The organism is Rhodopirellula halodulae (assembly GCF_020966775.1).
Classification (GTDB): Bacteria; Planctomycetota; Planctomycetia; order Pirellulales; family Pirellulaceae; genus Rhodopirellula; species Rhodopirellula halodulae.
Genome location: NZ_JAJKFV010000029.1, coordinates 978,116 through 993,697 on the forward strand (window position 1 = coordinate 978,116; position 15,582 = coordinate 993,697).

The 15,582-nt window shown below is 56.2% G+C and carries 14 protein-coding genes; 10 read left to right on the top strand and 4 right to left on the bottom strand.

What is annotated here, in order from left to right; all coding sequences use genetic code 11:
- Nucleotides 1–44 precede the first annotated feature (44 nt).
- The 6 genes from gcvT (at nt 45) to LOC70_RS16655 (ending at nt 6,666) form a co-directional block, all read left to right on the top strand.
- Nucleotides 45–1,211 (top strand): glycine cleavage system aminomethyltransferase GcvT, encoded by a 1,167-nt coding sequence (gene gcvT, locus LOC70_RS16630; protein ID WP_230255116.1) that lies wholly within the window; start codon nt 45–47, stop codon nt 1,209–1,211.
- Nucleotides 1,212–1,319: 108 nt separating this feature from the next.
- Nucleotides 1,320–1,718, top strand: coding sequence for a glycine cleavage system protein GcvH (gene gcvH, locus LOC70_RS16635; RefSeq protein ID WP_230255117.1), 399 nt, complete (start codon nt 1,320–1,322; stop codon nt 1,716–1,718).
- 4 nt (nt 1,719–1,722) lie between these two features.
- Nucleotides 1,723–3,126 carry an aminomethyl-transferring glycine dehydrogenase subunit GcvPA gene (gene gcvPA, locus LOC70_RS16640; protein ID WP_230255118.1) on the top strand — a complete coding sequence of 468 codons (1,404 nt, stop codon included), beginning with the start codon at nt 1,723–1,725 and terminating at the stop codon, nt 3,124–3,126.
- 33 nt (nt 3,127–3,159) lie between these two features.
- Nucleotides 3,160–4,662, top strand: coding sequence for an aminomethyl-transferring glycine dehydrogenase subunit GcvPB (gcvPB, locus tag LOC70_RS16645; RefSeq protein WP_230255119.1), 1,503 nt, complete (start codon nt 3,160–3,162; stop codon nt 4,660–4,662).
- On the top strand, nt 4,659–5,513 hold the full coding sequence (locus LOC70_RS16650; protein ID WP_230255120.1) for a lipoate--protein ligase family protein: 855 nt from the start codon (nt 4,659–4,661) through the stop codon (nt 5,511–5,513). Before gcvPB ends, LOC70_RS16650 begins: the two co-directional genes overlap by 4 nt.
- A 193-nt stretch (nt 5,514–5,706) precedes the next feature.
- On the top strand, nt 5,707–6,666 hold the full coding sequence (locus LOC70_RS16655) for a hypothetical protein (RefSeq protein ID WP_230255121.1): 960 nt from the start codon (nt 5,707–5,709) through the stop codon (nt 6,664–6,666).
- A 9-nt stretch (nt 6,667–6,675) separates the two neighbouring features.
- Here LOC70_RS16655 and thiD read toward each other — a convergent pair whose 3' ends face one another.
- The 3 genes from thiD to LOC70_RS24510 form a co-directional block, all read right to left on the bottom strand.
- Entirely contained in the window at nt 6,676–7,488 is an 813-nt protein-coding gene (thiD, locus tag LOC70_RS16660) for a bifunctional hydroxymethylpyrimidine kinase/phosphomethylpyrimidine kinase (protein ID WP_230255122.1), read from the bottom strand.
- 51 nt (nt 7,489–7,539) lie between these two features.
- Nucleotides 7,540–8,997, bottom strand: a complete 1,458-nt coding sequence (locus LOC70_RS16665; RefSeq protein WP_230255123.1) for a sigma-54-dependent transcriptional regulator — start codon at nt 8,995–8,997, stop codon at nt 7,540–7,542.
- A 126-nt stretch (nt 8,998–9,123) separates the two neighbouring features.
- Nucleotides 9,124–9,618 (bottom strand): carbon storage regulator, encoded by a 495-nt coding sequence (locus tag LOC70_RS24510; RefSeq protein ID WP_315857272.1) that lies wholly within the window; start codon nt 9,616–9,618, stop codon nt 9,124–9,126.
- 416 nt (nt 9,619–10,034) lie between these two features.
- Here LOC70_RS24510 and LOC70_RS16675 point away from each other — a divergent pair, with 416 nt between their 5' ends.
- The 3 genes from LOC70_RS16675 (at nt 10,035) to LOC70_RS16685 (ending at nt 13,228) form a co-directional block, all read left to right on the top strand.
- Complete coding sequence (locus LOC70_RS16675) at nt 10,035–10,877, top strand: hypothetical protein (RefSeq protein WP_230255124.1); 843 nt, start codon at nt 10,035–10,037, stop codon at nt 10,875–10,877.
- Between the two features lie 100 nt (nt 10,878–10,977).
- Nucleotides 10,978–11,754 carry a lysophospholipid acyltransferase family protein gene (locus tag LOC70_RS16680; RefSeq protein WP_230255125.1) on the top strand — a complete coding sequence of 259 codons (777 nt, stop codon included), beginning with the start codon at nt 10,978–10,980 and terminating at the stop codon, nt 11,752–11,754.
- 184 nt (nt 11,755–11,938) lie between these two features.
- Nucleotides 11,939–13,228 carry a 6-phosphofructokinase gene (locus tag LOC70_RS16685; protein ID WP_230256179.1) on the top strand — a complete coding sequence of 430 codons (1,290 nt, stop codon included), beginning with the start codon at nt 11,939–11,941 and terminating at the stop codon, nt 13,226–13,228.
- 37 nt (nt 13,229–13,265) lie between these two features.
- On the opposite strand, the gene mutM is transcribed toward LOC70_RS16685, so the two are convergent.
- Complete coding sequence (mutM, locus tag LOC70_RS16690; RefSeq protein WP_230255126.1) at nt 13,266–14,147, bottom strand: bifunctional DNA-formamidopyrimidine glycosylase/DNA-(apurinic or apyrimidinic site) lyase; 882 nt, start codon at nt 14,145–14,147, stop codon at nt 13,266–13,268.
- A gap of 115 nt (nt 14,148–14,262) precedes the next feature.
- Here mutM and LOC70_RS16695 point away from each other — a divergent pair, with 115 nt between their 5' ends.
- Nucleotides 14,263–15,549: an acyltransferase family protein gene (locus LOC70_RS16695; RefSeq protein WP_230255127.1), complete on the top strand. Its 1,287-nt coding sequence runs from the start codon at nt 14,263–14,265 to the stop codon at nt 15,547–15,549.
- The last annotated feature ends 33 nt before the right edge of the window (nt 15,550–15,582 follow it).

The window sequence follows — 15,582 nt, forward strand, 5'->3', positions numbered from 1 at the left end:
CTCCCGATGAGGTTCGTTTTTGCCTGCGTTGTCGAGCGTGCATCATGACAACTTCATCCACCAACGATCCTGTGGGAACTCCCTCCGCCCCGGCGGACTGTCTGCAAACACCGTTGGATGCCTGGCATCGCCAAGCGGGAGCCAAGATGGTTCCCTTTGCCGGCTACTCGATGCCGATTCAATACGAAGGCATCGTCGCGGAACACCAAGCTTGTCGCACGAAAGCGGCCCTGTTCGATGTGTCGCACATGGGACGTTTGCGGTTTGATGGCGACCACGCGGCCGAATTTCTCGATCATGTTTTGACACGCCGTGTGACCGACATGGCTCCTGGCCAAGTTCGTTACGGCATGGTTTGCAATGCCGACGGCGGAATCCTGGACGATGTGCTGGTATCGTTCCTGCAAACTCCGTCAGAGCGACGATTTCATCTGCTGGTCGTCAACGCGTCGAACCGCGAAAAGATTTTGAAGTGGTTTGAGCCGCACTTGGCGGACTTCCCCACGGTGACGATGTCGGACCGGACGGAGTTGACGGCGATGATCGCCATCCAAGGTCCCAAAGCGGTGGAGATCTGCAAACGATTGTTCACCATCGATCCTTCGCGACTGAAGAACTACTCGGCGTTGGTCACGGACCAGTTTTCCAAGCCGGTCATTGTCAGCCGAACAGGTTACACCGGCGAAGACGGTTTGGAGTTGATCGTCCGCGCCGAAGAAGCCCCACGCATTTGGGAAAACGTTTTGCTCGCCGGTCGTGAAGTCGGCTTTGTGCCCGCAGGTTTGGGAGCCCGTGACACGCTTCGTATGGAAGCCGGCATGCCGCTCTACGGTCACGAGTTGGATGAAACCATTGACCCCATCACGGCCGGTTTGAAATTCGGATGCAATTTAAAAGATCGCCACTTCATTGGTGAAGAAGCGTTGCGAATGATTGCCGAGCAGGGCCCCACGCGACGTCGCATTGGATTGTTGCCACAGGGAAAACGTCCCGCACGCGAAGGTTGCCCCGTTTTGAACGCCGATGGCGAAACCATTGGTCAGGTCACCAGTGGTGGTCCCTCGCCGACGTTGGGCGTGCCGATTGCAATGGCCATCGTCGATGCAAAACACGCCGAAGACGTGACATTTCAAATCGACATTCGCGGCAAGACCGTGGAAGCGTTGCCCACCAAATTGCCGTTCTACAAACGACCTGCTGTCGCGAAGTAACGATCGGCAGAGCCGGTGCCGTGTGTCGGCGATTGGTCCGACGCAACTCGTTTTTGATCCAGACATCCACCCGTTTTTATACCTGTTATTTGTTCGTGAGGAGCCCCGATGGCACGAGACCCTTCGACCCTGCGTTATGCCGAGACCCATGAGTGGGTTGATGTTCAAGAAGATGGCGGCGACAAGATCGCAACGATTGGTATCTCCGCGTTTGCCGTCGAGCAACTCAATGACCTGGTCTACATGGACTTGCCCGAAGTCGGTCGCCAATTGGAAATCGGCGAAGAGTTCGGTGAAGTCGAATCCGTGAAAGCGGTCAGTCCGTTGTACAGTCCCGTCGCGGGCGAAGTGGTCGAGGTGCATTCGGATCTTCCCGACAACCTGGACAACTTGAACGAAGACGCGTTCGACTTTGGATGGATTCTGAAAGTGAAATTGTCAGCCGATTTGCCTGAATCGCTGATGGACTATGCCGCTTATCAAAAACAGTGTTCCGAAGCAGGTTGAACGAATGAGTTATCTCTTTCACACCGAAGATGATCGCCGGGAAATGTTGAAGTCCATCGGTGCGGAAAGCATCGATGAAATCATCAACGCTCAGGTCCCTGAAGAAGTTCGTTTGAAACGAGCCCTGGACCTGCCGCCGGCTTGCGATGAATTGACGCTCACCGCCGAGATGACGCGGTTGGCGACTCGCAACGCTTCCGCGGATTCGCACGTGTGCTTTCTTGGCGGCGGTGCCTACGACCACTTCATTCCCGCCGCGGTTGATGAAATCGCTTCGCGGGGTGAGTACTACACGTCGTACACACCGTACCAAGCCGAGGTGAGCCAAGGCAATCTTCAGGTGATGTTTGAGTACGAAACCTTGGTCACGCAGTTGACCGGTTTGGGAGTCAGCAACGCCAGCTTGTACGACGGTGGTTCGGCCGCCACGGAAGCGGTGTTGATGTCACTGGCCATGCAAAAAGGTCGCAAGAAGGTCATCACGTCCGATTTGGTTCACCCGCAGTATCGCGACATTTTGGTCGCTTACTTGGAGAACATCGACGCCGAGTTGGTGGTTGTGCCTTCGGATGAAAACGGCCATTCCAAGCCAATCATGGATGCGGTGGATGACCAAACGGCTTGCGTGCTGATCCAGCATCCAAACTTCGTCGGCGAACTGGAATCGGTCGCGGAGATCGCTGCGGCGGCAAAGCAGGCCGGCGCACTGACCATTCAGGTCTTTGATCCTGTCAGTCTCGGACGTTTGAAACGTCCCGGTGATATGGGTGTCGACATTGCGATCGCCGAAGGGCAAAGCCTGGGCAATCCGCTTGCCTATGGCGGGCCATACCTGGGCATCATGGCATGTCGCGAAGAATTGGTTCGACGTCTGCCCGGCCGCATTGCGGGACAAACCACCGACCGACGTGGAAAACGTTGCTGGGTGCTGACATTGCAAACTCGCGAGCAGCACATTCGTCGCGAGAAAGCGACCAGCAATATCTGCAGCAATCAAACCTTGTTGGCTTTGCGGGCAACGGTTCATCTGTCGTTGATGGGGCCGAAGGGACTGCAAGAAACGGCGGACCACTGCATCGCCAAGACGGCTTACGCGAAAGAAGTCTTGGCTCAATCGGATCGATTCGAAATCGTCGGCGACGGACCTTCGTTGAAAGAATTCGTGGTTCGCGATCAAGCAGCGGATGTTGCCGGTTTGCTCGCCCATGCTCGGGCTCATGGAGTCCTCGCCGGAATCGATTTGAATCCGATGTGTCCCGGTGGCAGCGAAGCTTCCCAAGCATCGATTGCATTGCCATCGCGCTACGAGAATTGTTTCCTCGTCGCGGTGACTGAAAAACGTTCTCGTGCGGAAATCGATCGTTGGGGCAAAGTCCTCTGCGAAGCTCCCGCGATGGCCACGGTTTGATTCAACGACGCTCTTTCTATTCAGTACGCGATCATGCGAAACCAACAAGCAACTCAACTTCTGTTTGAACTCAGCCGCGAAGGTCGTCGGGCTCATCGGCTCGGTGATTTGGACGTGCCGGCCGTGGATGCCAGTGACCTGTTCGACTCATCTGACTTGGCCGAGTCCGCACCGCCTTTGCCCGAATTGGCAGAAGGTGATGTGATCCGTCACTTCGTCGGATTGTCGACGTTGAACATGAGCGTCGACACGCACTTTTATCCATTGGGTTCGTGCACGATGAAGTACAACCCGAAACGCAACGAACGCATCGCGTCGTTGCCCGGGTTCTTGAATGTGCATCCAATGCAGGACGAGTCCGGGCTGCAGGGTTTGCTGCAGCTGTTGTATGAACTGCAAGGCATGTTCGCGGAGATCAGCGGTTTGCCCGGTGTTTCGATGCAACCAGCGGCGGGAGCACATGGCGAGTTGACCGCGTTGTTCGTCGCGGCGGCTTATTTCCGCGAGCAAGGTAGCGATCGAAACGTGGTTTTGACGGCTGACTCGGCTCACGGAACCAACCCAGCTAGCGCTCAAATGGCCGGTTTCAAGACCAAGACGGTGAAGAGCAACTCTGATGGTTTGGTCGATCTCGAAGACTTGAAAGCGAAGCTGGATGACAAGACCGCTGTTTTCATGTTGACCAACCCAAACACGTTGGGATTGTTTGATCGTCAGATCGCAGAGATCAATCGTTTGGTCCACGAAGCCGGAGCGTTGATCTATCTGGATGGCGCGAACATGAATGCGATTTTGGGCATCACCCGACCCGGTGACTTCGGTGCGGATTTGATGCACTACAACCCGCACAAGACTTTCTCAGGACCTCATGGCGGTGGCGGTCCTGGCGCGGGACCCATTTGCGTTCGCGATTTTCTGACCAAGTACCTGCCCGGTCCAATCGTTACGCGTACTGAGAACGATAGCGCGAGCGGCGACGAAGATCGGTACACGTATCATCTGACCCGGCCATCGGAGGACTCCATCGGTCGTGTTCGAAGCTTCTTCGGCAACGTCGGTGTTTTGGTTCGTGCTTATATCTATCTGCGGACCTATGGCGGTGACGGACTTCGCCACGTCAGCGAAGACGCGGTGTTGGGTGCGAACTATTTGCTCAGCAAAGTGAAGCACTTCCTGGATGTGCCGCATGGTGATCGCTGCATGCACGAGTTTGTGGCATCGGCAACTCGGTTGAAGAAAGAGAAGAAACTGTCGGCGATGGACATCGCCAAGCGAATTCTTGATTACGGTTTCCATGCACCGACGGTGTATTTCCCGTTGGTCGTCGATGAAGCCGTCATGGTGGAACCGACGGAGACCGAGAGCAAACAAACGTTGGATGCCTTTGTCGAGGCTCTGTTCCGAATCACGGAAGAAGGCGAAGAGTTGATCCACGAAGCTCCCCACTCGACTCGCATCAGCCGTCCTGACGATGTCACGGCAGCACGCCGTCCAATTCTGAAGTGGTCGGATGCGGCGGGTGAGTCCGCTTCGTGAGCGAAGGCGGGTTGATGGGCGGCGAATCCAACGCTGGGCGTTTGCGAGTCGGGCGGTTGATTGAGTGGCAGCATCATGGTGCCGCAGAAAACATGGCGACGGACGAGGCGTTGCTGCAGAGTGTGGCTGCGGGGGCACCGCCGACGCTTCGTTACTATGGCTGGAGTCGTCCGACGCTGTCACTTGGTTACTTTCAGTCCTTGAGCGAAGCGGAAGCCTGGGCGGCGACGAACCAAGTCACGCTTGGCGAGTCGGGCAACGTGGATCTCGTTCGTCGATCGACCGGAGGTGGTGCGATCTTGCATCACCAAGAACTGACCTTGTCGCTGACCTTGCCGGAAAACACCGCTGACACGGGAGCTCGCGAAGCGACGTACCGCGCGGTGCACACGGCCATCGCAGAGGAGCTGCATGTGATGGGAGTGGTGGCCAAACCCTATCGGACATTGGGCCGGAATCAGGTGTCGCGGTCGATCGATGACACGCCAGCGGAATCCAAGCGAAGACCGAGCGAACCGTTTTTGTGTTTTCAACGCCGGACGGATGAAGATCTAATCGTCAGCGGCTACAAGGTCCTGGGAAGTGCGCAGCGTCGGACCAAGGGTGCGTTGTTGCAGCACGGCAGTTTGCTATGGAGCGTGACGCCGCACGCCAATGTGTTGCCTGGATTGCAGGAGTTGTCCGGTCGAACGTTGTCGATGTCTCGCCTGATCAGTGGCTTGGCTGAACGACTTTCCAGTGTCTTGCAACTGGAATGGAAGCCAGGCGAACTGGATCGATCCGAAAAGGAGGCCGCTGATCAAATCGCCTCGCAGAAGTACGGCAACCAAGCTTGGACGGCAAAACGCTAGTTGTCGTTACTGCGTTGGATCAATGGTGGCTGATTAAAGATGTTGGCTGGTTCGAGATGTTGGCTTGGAGAGAACAGCATCTGATCGTCTGGGGGCATGCGAAAAGTTTGCGGTGGGTGGCGTCCCACGGCGATGGTTCGGGCCGCTAAACTGCGTGGAATCCCCCATCTGTTCCGAGAAGCAAGAGCGACCCATGGCGATTCAATTCAATTGTTCTTCGTGCAACGCGGTGTTGCGAGTCAGTGATGAGTCGGCGGGAAAGTCCGCTCGTTGTCCAACTTGTCAAAGCGTTCAGCCGATCCCCGCGGCTTCAACACCCATCACGCCGGCACCGGCGAGCGGGGAAGACCCATTTGGTGCTTTCAAGTCGGATTTCAATGATCCGGCGGCGGCTCCTTCGTCTAATCCGTACGCATCGCCGGTTTCAGGGGGCACAGCTCCCGCAGTCGCTTCAGGGGGCTATCAGCCGACGGCGGCTGATTTCGGCGAGGTGTTCTCGCATTCTTGGCAAGCTTTCAAACCCAACGTTTGGATTTTGGTCGGTGCGACTGTGATCGTGTTTGGGCTTTCGTTCGCCTTCAGTTTTGTCGGCGGAATCATCAATGCGGTGGCGGAGCAAAATAATCAAACCGAACTGTTTTTGGTTTCTGGTCTGATCAGTTTGTTGAGCAACTTGGTCAACATCTTTGTCGGAATCGGAATGGCGAGAATCTGTCTCGCTGCGGCTCGCTTCCAACCGACAAGCATTGGCATGCTGTTTGGCGGCGGGGATGTTTTCTTGCCCGTGCTTGGAGCCAGCATTCTGTTCGGGATCGGATTGGTGTTTGGCTTCTTGCTTCTGATCATCCCCGGACTGATTTTCTTGCTGTTGATGTGGCCCTATTACTACTTTGTCGTCGACCGTCAGTGTGGTGCCATTGAGTCGTTTTCGCGCGCGTTCGCCGTTGGCAAGCTGAATTGGTTGACGTCCATCGTGTTGGCGGTTGCGGCGATGGTCATCTCTCTGGCCGGCCTTCTGGCTCTCGGGATTGGATTGCTCTTCACAGGGCCGTTCATTGGTGTGTTGGCCGCAACCACCTACCTCATGATGAAGGGGGAACGTCCAATGCAGCCTGGAATGGGACAGCCAGGAGTGGGCCAGCCCGCGTTTTAGAGCTGATTTTTAATCGTCCACCACGGAGCTTCGCGAGTCTCCATTGCCGCGAAGTTCCAGCGGATTGATTCCGGCACCGATGACGGGTGCTGTTTGGATCGCTTGATGAACGAACTGCCGCGCGTGCACGATGGCATCCAGCAACGATCGCCCCAGCGACAAGTTCGCGGTGATGGCAGCCGATAGCACGCACCCGCTTCCATGAGTTCGATCGGTTTGCAATCGCGGCGATCGGAACAGCTCGACTTGATCCGCCGTGGCCAAGCAGTCCACGGATTCGTTCGCGAGATGTGCTTTGACCAGAACAGCACCGCGGGTCAGCGATTGAAGCGTTTGAGAGGCTCGGATCAGCTCGTCTTCATTTCGAATTCGACAGTCCAGTAACCGTTCCGCTTCCAATGAATTCGGAGTGACCAACGTCGCCAAAGGAAGCAGTCGTTTGGTCAATTGAGAGACCGCATCGTCATCAATGATGGCGTGCCCGTGTTTGCTGATCATCACGGGGTCGATGACGATTGGGCAAGTCACATCGGACAGGCAATCAGCAATGAGATCGATCATCTCAGCGGTGCCCAAGGCTCCTGTTTTGATCGCAGAGACCTTTAGGTCGCTGGTAACACTTCGCCATTGGGACAACACAAAGCTTGGCGGGATCGGATGAATCCCCTGCACACCTTGTGTGTTTTGCGCGGTGAGCAATGTCACCACACTGCAACCGTAGACGCCTTGGTTGTGGAATGTTTTCAGGTCAGCTTGCAGACCCGCGCCGCCGGAAGGATCGGAACCGGCGATGGTCAATGCGATGGGTGGAGATTTCGGCATGATGGCAATCGATGTTGAGCGGGCAAGCGCCACTCGATCGGCCGACTGGCATTAATGATTGGCGTATTGCAAACGAGGGTCATCGAGACCCAGACGTTTCATCTTTTTATAGAGCGTCGTGCGATTGATTTCGAGTTCATCGGCTGTGGCTGCTCGATTCCAATTGTGCCGACGCAGCGAATGAAGAATGATTTCGCGTTCAGGACCTTCGAGTGCTTCTCGCAGGCTGCATCCATCCAAGCTTGTCGGATTGAACGACGAAGTGCCATGGGACGCGGTCACGCCGGGCGAGTTGCCGACGCTGCCAATCGAAGCATGTTGGTTGGCCGACGTGCCCAAGACATCCGGCGGCAGGTCGTCTTTGCTGAGCACTCGGTCGGTGGCGAGCAGGACGGCGCGTTCAACCACGTTTTCAAGTTGCCGAACGTTGCCGGGCCAACCGTAGGATTGCAAGCACTTCATCGCTTCGCGGTCGAAGCCTTCCACTTCGCGTCCCGCGGTTTCGGCGGCTTCACGAAGGAAATGATCGACGAGAAGCGGAATGTCGCCCGGACGTTCGCGAAGGGCTGGCAAGACGATGTTGACCACGTTGATGCGGTAGAAGAGGTCTTGCCGGAAAGTACCTTCCGCGACGGCTTTATCCAAGTTTTCGTTGGTGGCGAGGATCACACGTGTGTCCACCGTCCGTGTGTCCATTCCACCCAAAGGTTCAAATTGGAATTCTTGCAGGACTCGTAGCAACTTGACTTGCATGGCCGGCGTTGCGGTGGCGATTTCATCCAGGAACAGCGTTCCGCCATCGGCCAGCTCAAATTTTCCCCGACGGTCCGAGTTGGCTCCGGTGTAAGCACCCGCGACGTGCCCGAACAGTTCGCTTTCGAGCAATGTATCGGGCAACGCACCACAAGCCACTTCGATGAAGGGGCCCGTGCGACGCTGGCAACGATTGTGGATCGCTCGGGCGATCATGCTTTTGCCCGTGCCGTTTTCTCCGGTGATCAAGATGGAGGCTTTGGCATCGGCCACGCTGTCGATCACATCAAAGATCTTCAGCATTCGATAGTCGTGGCTGAGGATGTTTTCTAAGCCACTGCGTTGATCGAGTTGTCGACGAAGCGTTTCATTTTCGGATTCGATCTTCTGCTGATTCATCGCGCGGTCGATGGCGAGCAACAACTCATCATCGATCACTGGTTTGGTCAGCACGTCCATCGCCCCCGCGCGGATCGCTTCCACGGCGGTATTGGGTGTCGCGTAGCCGGTCATCACCAAAACAGGCGTGGTGGGATAATGGCGTTTGATGTCCGCCACCAAAGTCATTCCATCATCGGGACCGAGACGCAGGTCCGTGATCACCAGCACAAAGCTGTGTTTCTTGAGTTGCTGGCGAGCATGATCGACGGTGGCTGCCAAGTGGATTTCAAAACCTTCGTCTGCAAGCCATTCACCTAGCGAGGTGGCCAAGTGTTGATCGTCGTCGACGAGAAGGATGGAAGCAGCGGGCGTCATGTCGCGAATCCGAAGCAAGGTGTTTCAAAAGGACTACTCCTTTTCCTAGGTCACGTTTGACGATGAGGCAAAAAAGAACACTTGTTGCTTTCGGGACGCATGACCGCCTGAGGCGTTGCGTCAAGGTCAGGGAGCGGTGAAATAACCAGCCAATGGACTGCGTTTCAGCGAGCCTTCGCCGGTACGACGATTGACTTTGCCGCTGAAGAGACTGAGCGAAGGCGTGGAGCCATCGTTAGAAGCGGTGCCGGTTGTTTCGGTTGTATCGACAACACGGCTGGATTCGTTGCTTGCCGGCAACATCTTGCGAACGCGATTGGACGCTTCTGTTGCACGAGTCTTGGTGGCAGGTTTGCGAGCTTTCTCGGGACGGTACGAAGCTTCCATTTCAGCAGTGGTCTGCAGTAAAGCTTGGCTAGCGTCTGCGTCCTGGTCGTCTTCCAGATCGAGGTCGATGATCATTTCCGTTTCTTTGGGTTCCAATTCCCCTCGGAGGACTCGAACGTCACGAGGAGCCGAGATGCCCAGTCGAACTTGGTTGTTGCGGACTTTGATGACCGTGATCTTGACGTTGTCACCGATCAGGATTTGTTCGTCGAGTTTGCGAGTCAGAACCAACATGGCAGTTTCCTTTGCCCTAGAGATGAGTCGTTTGGAGTGGCAGGCTCTTTGGCCCCCGGTTGTGATTGGCACTTATTGCAACGCCAGTGCCAAACTTTGATCTGAAAATGCAGGATGGCGTGTAAGTGAAGATGCTGCAGTGGTTTGCGTCTTTTTGACCTGTTTGCGGATGTCTCAGTGGTCGGCAGCAAGGGGAAGCCGTTACAAGGCTGCGTCAAGAATTACAAAACGATCTGGACGCCCCCCGTCCCGGTCGACTATTCCCTGTTCTAGGCACGGTTTCGCTGCCCAAACGGATACGGAATGGATTCGAGATGGTTTCAAAGATAGCCCGGAATGGTCGACCGCCGATGACTCGTCGGATGTCGCGTTCGGCTGCGCACCGAACAACCGTGTCGGAACGTGAAACATTGTCCGTGAAACTGGTGAGCAAATTGGTGGACGTCGTTCGGTCCGAATGGATGCAACGAATCGCGGTCACATGCATGGCGGTGTTGTTGCTGCAGACCGCCAGCGGGGCGATCGCACAAGATTTCCGATTGGCCAACCATCGAGAACCAACCCAAAGTCAAAACTCGACACCCGATTTTGCTCTCACGACCAAGATCTACTATGCCGGTGAGCGGAATCCAAACTCGGTGCACCTGAACATCTTCGATGATGGTGTCATCTACAGCATCCCCCAGACCGATTCGCGATTTTGGACGGTGTTTGACCTGAAGAAATCTCAGGTGGTGCTGCTGGACAAAAAAACGAAAACCCGTTGTTCCGTTTCCATGGATGCGTTGACTCGTCTGGCGGCTCAGGCCGATGCTGAGGTCACCGATCCGAAGCGTCGGGACCGTTTGGGAATGAACGCTCAGGTGAAAGATTTGGGCGGAAACCAGTTCGAGTTGAGCTACCCCGGCGTCAGCTACAAAGTACAAGGCGTTGTGCCACCATCGCCAGCGATGGCTGTTGCGAATGCACAGTTGGTCGATTGGGCTTGTCGATTGAATCTTGCTCGACCTCGTGGGTTACCACCGTTTGGAAGAATGCGGCTGAACGAGGAACTCTGGAAACGATCGTTGATTGGAACTCAGACTTCATTGACGATCGATCGCAATGGGATGGATGGGGAACCGGTGATGAAGGCGGTGTTGAACATCGAATCATCTTGGTCGCAAGGGCTCGATGACACTTCCCAGCGTTTGGTGGATCAGGCCGCCAGTTACAGCGTGATTTACCAGCAAGTGAGCTGGAAGGATTTTGCCGACTGAAGGTTGGTATGATTGGCGGAGCAGTTCACTAACCCAACTTTGTTGGGTGATGTTGGTTGTTCAGTTGGTATTGCGTCGTTTCACATTCTTTTTCTCTCCGATGAAAGTTCCCTCCATCGTGAATCCGGTCATCGGAGTTGGCATCGCCGCCGCATTCAAACTCATGCGGATGACGTTTCGCGTGCGTGTTCGCAACGACCAACGTGAAAGGTTGATGCGTCGAACGGGCAAGTCGCATGCGTTGGCAATCTTGCACGCTCATCAACTCGCTGCATTGTCGCTTTCAGCTCCCAGAGCCGGGGCGATGGTTTCTCGTTCGCGAGACGGCGATTTGCTATTGCCGTTGTTGAGGGCCAGCAACTGCGTGCCGATTCGCGGTAGCAGTGGGGCCGGTCAGAAAGGTGGTGCCACCGCTTTAACCACGCTGATTCGCCACGTCAAAAAAGGACATCCCGGCGTGATCGCGGTCGATGGCCCTCGCGGACCTCGAGGGGCGGTCCAGAAGGGAATCGCGATGTTAGCCATGAAAGCTGACGTCCCCATCATCCCGGTGGTGTTGATTCCAAGACGCCGATGGATTTTCCAGAAAGCCTGGGATCGGATGCAAATTCTGCTGCCTTTCACTTTGGTGGATGCGATGTTCGGCGATCCCATTTTCGCGGGGCCGGATGCTTCCATCGAAGAATTGACTGCCCAGGTGGAAGCAAGCCTGAAGGCCATGGAACTGCAGATGGATCCAGAGGAAGCTCGCAAAGGTGAACAGATGAATCAGGAGCGAGCCGCTCGTCGGAAATCGAAGACTCGGTCCGGCTCGGCGAATCATCAAGAAAAACCAGCCAGTTTCTCCGCCGAAAATGTGGTGAAAGAAGCCGCCTGAGCGAGGTTGGGGAAGCGGCGGGGGGAAGCGAACTGTCCCGCGGGTTGACCGGAATCGCCGGCATGAGAAGGGGGGCGGAGCCCGCAGCCGCCTTGGCGAAACGGGGTGGATGCTTAGAATCTTGGCTGATTCGATCGCACCGCGATTGTCATCGGAATCCCCCTTTTCATCAGGCAGTGTCACCGTGGCTGAGCTCGCTCATCACAATTTGGATATCAAACGCGTCGCGATTTTGTTCGCCGGCGGTCCCGCACCCGCCGCCAACGCGGTCATCAGCACGGCTGCGTTTTCATTCTTGGAGGAAGGGGCTCAGGTTTTCGGGATCAAGCACGGTTACAGCCGATTGGCCGAATACACCGCTGCCGGGCCTTTGCAAGAAGGCACCGACTACATCCGCTTCACGCATGATTCGCTCACGCACGCTCGCAGCAGCCGCGGAATCATGATCGGAACGGCTCGCACCAACCCCGGCAAACACGTCAGCAGCCCGGAACATTTGAAAGACGCTGAATTGGTCGCTCCTTTGCGTCGCGTCTATGAAGGTCTTTGTTCGTTGGAAGTTGATGCACTGATTTCCATCGGTGGCGATGACACCCTCAAGACCGCCAACAAGCTGAAGATGTTCCAGGACAATCTTCCGGGCGACGCTCGCCGGTTCCCCGTGGTTCATTTGCCGAAGACGATCGACAACGACTACTCGGGAATTGATTTCACATTTGGTTTCTTCACCGCGGTCGAGACGCTGGCCGAAGAGATTCGCAATCTGAACTACGACGCGGCGGCTGGTCGTGCGTACTTCCTGTGCGAAGCGATGGGACGCAGTGCCGGTTGGTTGGCATACGGTGCGGCAATCGCCGGCGAAGCCAGCATGGTGCTGAGCGTGGAAGACGTGACCGGCGCTTTGGCCGATGAAGAAGTCATCAATCAAGACACCGGCGAAACGCGAAAGATTATGGCGATGGATCGAGTCATCGATCGCATGGTCGACATGATGCTGGCTCGCGAACGCGAGGGCCGACAGTACGGAACCATCGTGATCGCCGAAGGCATGGCTGAGTATCTGCCATCGAAGTATCTCGAGGGAGTGACCCGTGACGATCACGGCCACATCAATATTTCCTTGGTCAACTTGTCCGCGATCATGTCTCGATTGTTGGCGGAACGTTACAACGAGCGTACCGGGCGAACTCGCAAGGTGAATGGTTTGCAGATGGGTTACGAATCCCGTTGTGCACCACCGCACGCCTACGACGTGATGCTAGGTTCGCAGTTGGGCGTGGGAGCGTACCGTGCGTTGGTCGAGGAAAAGCTCAACGGCGTGATGGTTTCGGTTTCGGGCCAATTCGATCTGCACTTCGTGCCGTTTGAAGAACTGGTGGACCCTCAAACCTTGGTCACCAAAGTCCGCTTCATCGAGCAAAAGTCGGACTTCCACCGATTGGCCCGGTTCTTGGAAACCTGCGTCGACAATTGATCGGCGATTTCTCTTCGCCGTCCAACGAGGCGAAGTATTAGACGATGCTTGGGTGCTTTCCGCTTTTGCGTTGGCACCCGGCACAGAAAAACGTTGACCGTTGAGCCTGAACGATGCGGCGAACCACGCCCGTTTCGCATCGCGGGCAGCTTTGGTGCTCGCGGTCATAAACCCGGTGCATGTTTTGGTATCCGCCGGGATCGTTCAACGCGTTTCGGTAGGTCCCGTCGCTGAGCGTGCTACCTTCGTGGGCGATGGCGTCCTGAAGCACCTCGCCGATTGCGGCGTGGATGCGCTGCCACTGAGGCTGGGTCAATCGATCGCATCGCGTTCGCGGATCGACACCCGCCAAGAATAGGATTTCCGCAGCGTACAGATTGCCGATCCCGGCAACGGCGGCTTGGTCCAACAACGCGACTTTGACGGGGCGGCGTGAGAGACCCAGATTCTGCTTGAGCTGATCGGCGGTGATGTGCAACGCGTCTGCTCCAAGCCGCTCATCGATCTTCACGCGGTATTCACGGTCGTTCATCCAGCGGATGGTGCCCAGACCTCTCCGGTCCCAGACCAAAAGTTCAGCGACGGAGTCGGTCGCGGAGCGTGCCACGCTCGAATTTTTGAACTGGATCCTCAGACGCAGATGGTCCGGATCAGGTGGGTCCGCGAGCAGCACCAAACCGGTCATTCGTGGTTCGATGACCAGTCTCGACGCATCGTCAAAGCACAGCATCACACGTTTTCCGCGTCGCTGGATGTCAGCGACCTGTCGGTCTCGCAAACGTCGTTGAAGCGTTGCGATCTTGGGTTCGATTGTGATCGGGCGGCAGTGGCAGGGAGGCACTTCGACGCGTTCGACGGTCCGACCGATGATTGGTCGGATCCCGCGGCACATCGTTTCGACTTCCGGTAACTCCGGCATTGGGGACTCAGGTGGAGAGGCGTGGCAGGACAGAAGTGTTCCAGGTTACGTATTGGGCCCGGCTTGAGGTCGGTTCGTCTGGCGATGAGAGCCTGAAATCCTGTATGCAACGAGGATGCACGCGACTCACCTTCGATTGCAGCAAGCGGATTCCGCTGAGAATTCCTCGCGACAGGACAGCCTGATCGGTTTGGACGCCGTTCGGGGATGGGCTGCCGTTGCGGTGGTGGTTCTGCATGCCTGTGTGCCATATTCGAATCCAAATATGCCCGGTCTGACCTGGGCGACCACGGACACGCCGCACGCGGGATTGACCGCGTTGATGTGGGCGATCGAGATCGTCATCATGCCGATCTTTCTCGTCATGGCGGGATTCCTGGCGTTCCGAAGTATGGCGTCTCGTGGTCCGTGGAGCACGTTGAAATCACGCACGCGTCGATTGGGATGGCCTTTTTTGTTAGCGGTCGTGTTTCTGATCCCCGTTGATTTTTATGCTTGGATGTTGGGGTGGTTAGCCGATGGCGAGATCACTCCGCGTCAAATGAGGTCGCTCAAATTCGCGGATGGACAAGACCAAAACCTGTGGGGCTTTTCGCATCTTTGGTTCTTGCAGTACCTGATCCTTTACATCGCGGTGCTGGCAGTCGGATGGAAATGGCTGCTGCGGACGGAGCCGACTCGCGCATTGCGTTTCGGGATCCCTGTTCTCTTCGCGATCGGCGTCGCGGTATTGTCATTTCGCCCTGAAGTGGTGTGGGGATTCCAACACGCATTTTTTCCAGTGCCGTCCAAGTGGTTGTACAGCGGCGTCGCGTTTGGCATGGGCGTTTTGATTGCTTACGCGGATGCCGATCTGCGAGGGATCAAGCGGTTTGCGATGCGGGCCTGGTGTCCCAGTCTGATCTTGTGCGGAGCAGCCACCGTCCTAGGAATCTGGGTATTGAATGCACGACCAGTCGTCGACGGGGAAATGCGGTCGCCCTTTCCTGTCCAAGCCGGTGCTTCAGCCAAGTTTTGCTTGGCGTTCTTGACCGTCGCCAGTGCCACCACCGTGTCGTTGTCCTTGGTCGGATTGGCTTGTCAGTTTGTCCGCCGTTTGGGACCGCTGACACAACGGTTGGCCACCGCGTCGTTCGCGATTTACCTCTTGCATCATCCAATTTTGGCGTTGTTTCATGTCGCAGCAAAACATGGTTTTCCTGCAGTTTCGCCGGTCGTGAAGATGTTGGTCGGGACGGTCATCGCTGTCCTGGTCCCTGCCGCGATGCAGTGGTGTTTCAACCAAGTCATGATGCGAAGGCAGGCTCGCGCGGCCGAGAAAGAGAACGTTGCCGGTAATTCCATTCTGACCATGCCGGCGTCGGACTTTGGGGTGTCAGAAGGTCGACGGAAAGCCGGGTAGCGGCACCAGATCGTGAAGGCGGCGATTCACTTC

Excerpts from the sequence above, each read along its gene's own strand:
- gcvT (WP_230255116.1), top strand. The coding sequence starts at position 45 with ATGACAACTTCATCCACCAACGATCCTGTGGGAACTCCCTCCGCCCCG.
- gcvH (WP_230255117.1), top strand. The coding sequence starts at position 1,320 with ATGGCACGAGACCCTTCGACCCTGCGTTATGCCGAGACCCATGAGTGG.
- gcvPA (WP_230255118.1), top strand. The coding sequence starts at position 1,723 with ATGAGTTATCTCTTTCACACCGAAGATGATCGCCGGGAAATGTTGAAG.
- gcvPB (WP_230255119.1), top strand. The coding sequence starts at position 3,160 with ATGCGAAACCAACAAGCAACTCAACTTCTGTTTGAACTCAGCCGCGAA.
- LOC70_RS16655 (WP_230255121.1), top strand. The coding sequence starts at position 5,707 with ATGGCGATTCAATTCAATTGTTCTTCGTGCAACGCGGTGTTGCGAGTC.
- thiD (WP_230255122.1), bottom strand. The coding sequence starts at position 7,488 with ATGCCGAAATCTCCACCCATCGCATTGACCATCGCCGGTTCCGATCCT.
- LOC70_RS16665 (WP_230255123.1), bottom strand. The coding sequence starts at position 8,997 with ATGACGCCCGCTGCTTCCATCCTTCTCGTCGACGACGATCAACACTTG.
- LOC70_RS24510 (WP_315857272.1), bottom strand. The coding sequence starts at position 9,618 with ATGTTGGTTCTGACTCGCAAACTCGACGAACAAATCCTGATCGGTGAC.
- LOC70_RS16680 (WP_230255125.1), top strand. The coding sequence starts at position 10,978 with ATGAAAGTTCCCTCCATCGTGAATCCGGTCATCGGAGTTGGCATCGCC.
- mutM (WP_230255126.1), bottom strand. The coding sequence starts at position 14,147 with ATGCCGGAGTTACCGGAAGTCGAAACGATGTGCCGCGGGATCCGACCA.
- LOC70_RS16695 (WP_230255127.1), top strand. The coding sequence starts at position 14,263 with ATGCACGCGACTCACCTTCGATTGCAGCAAGCGGATTCCGCTGAGAAT.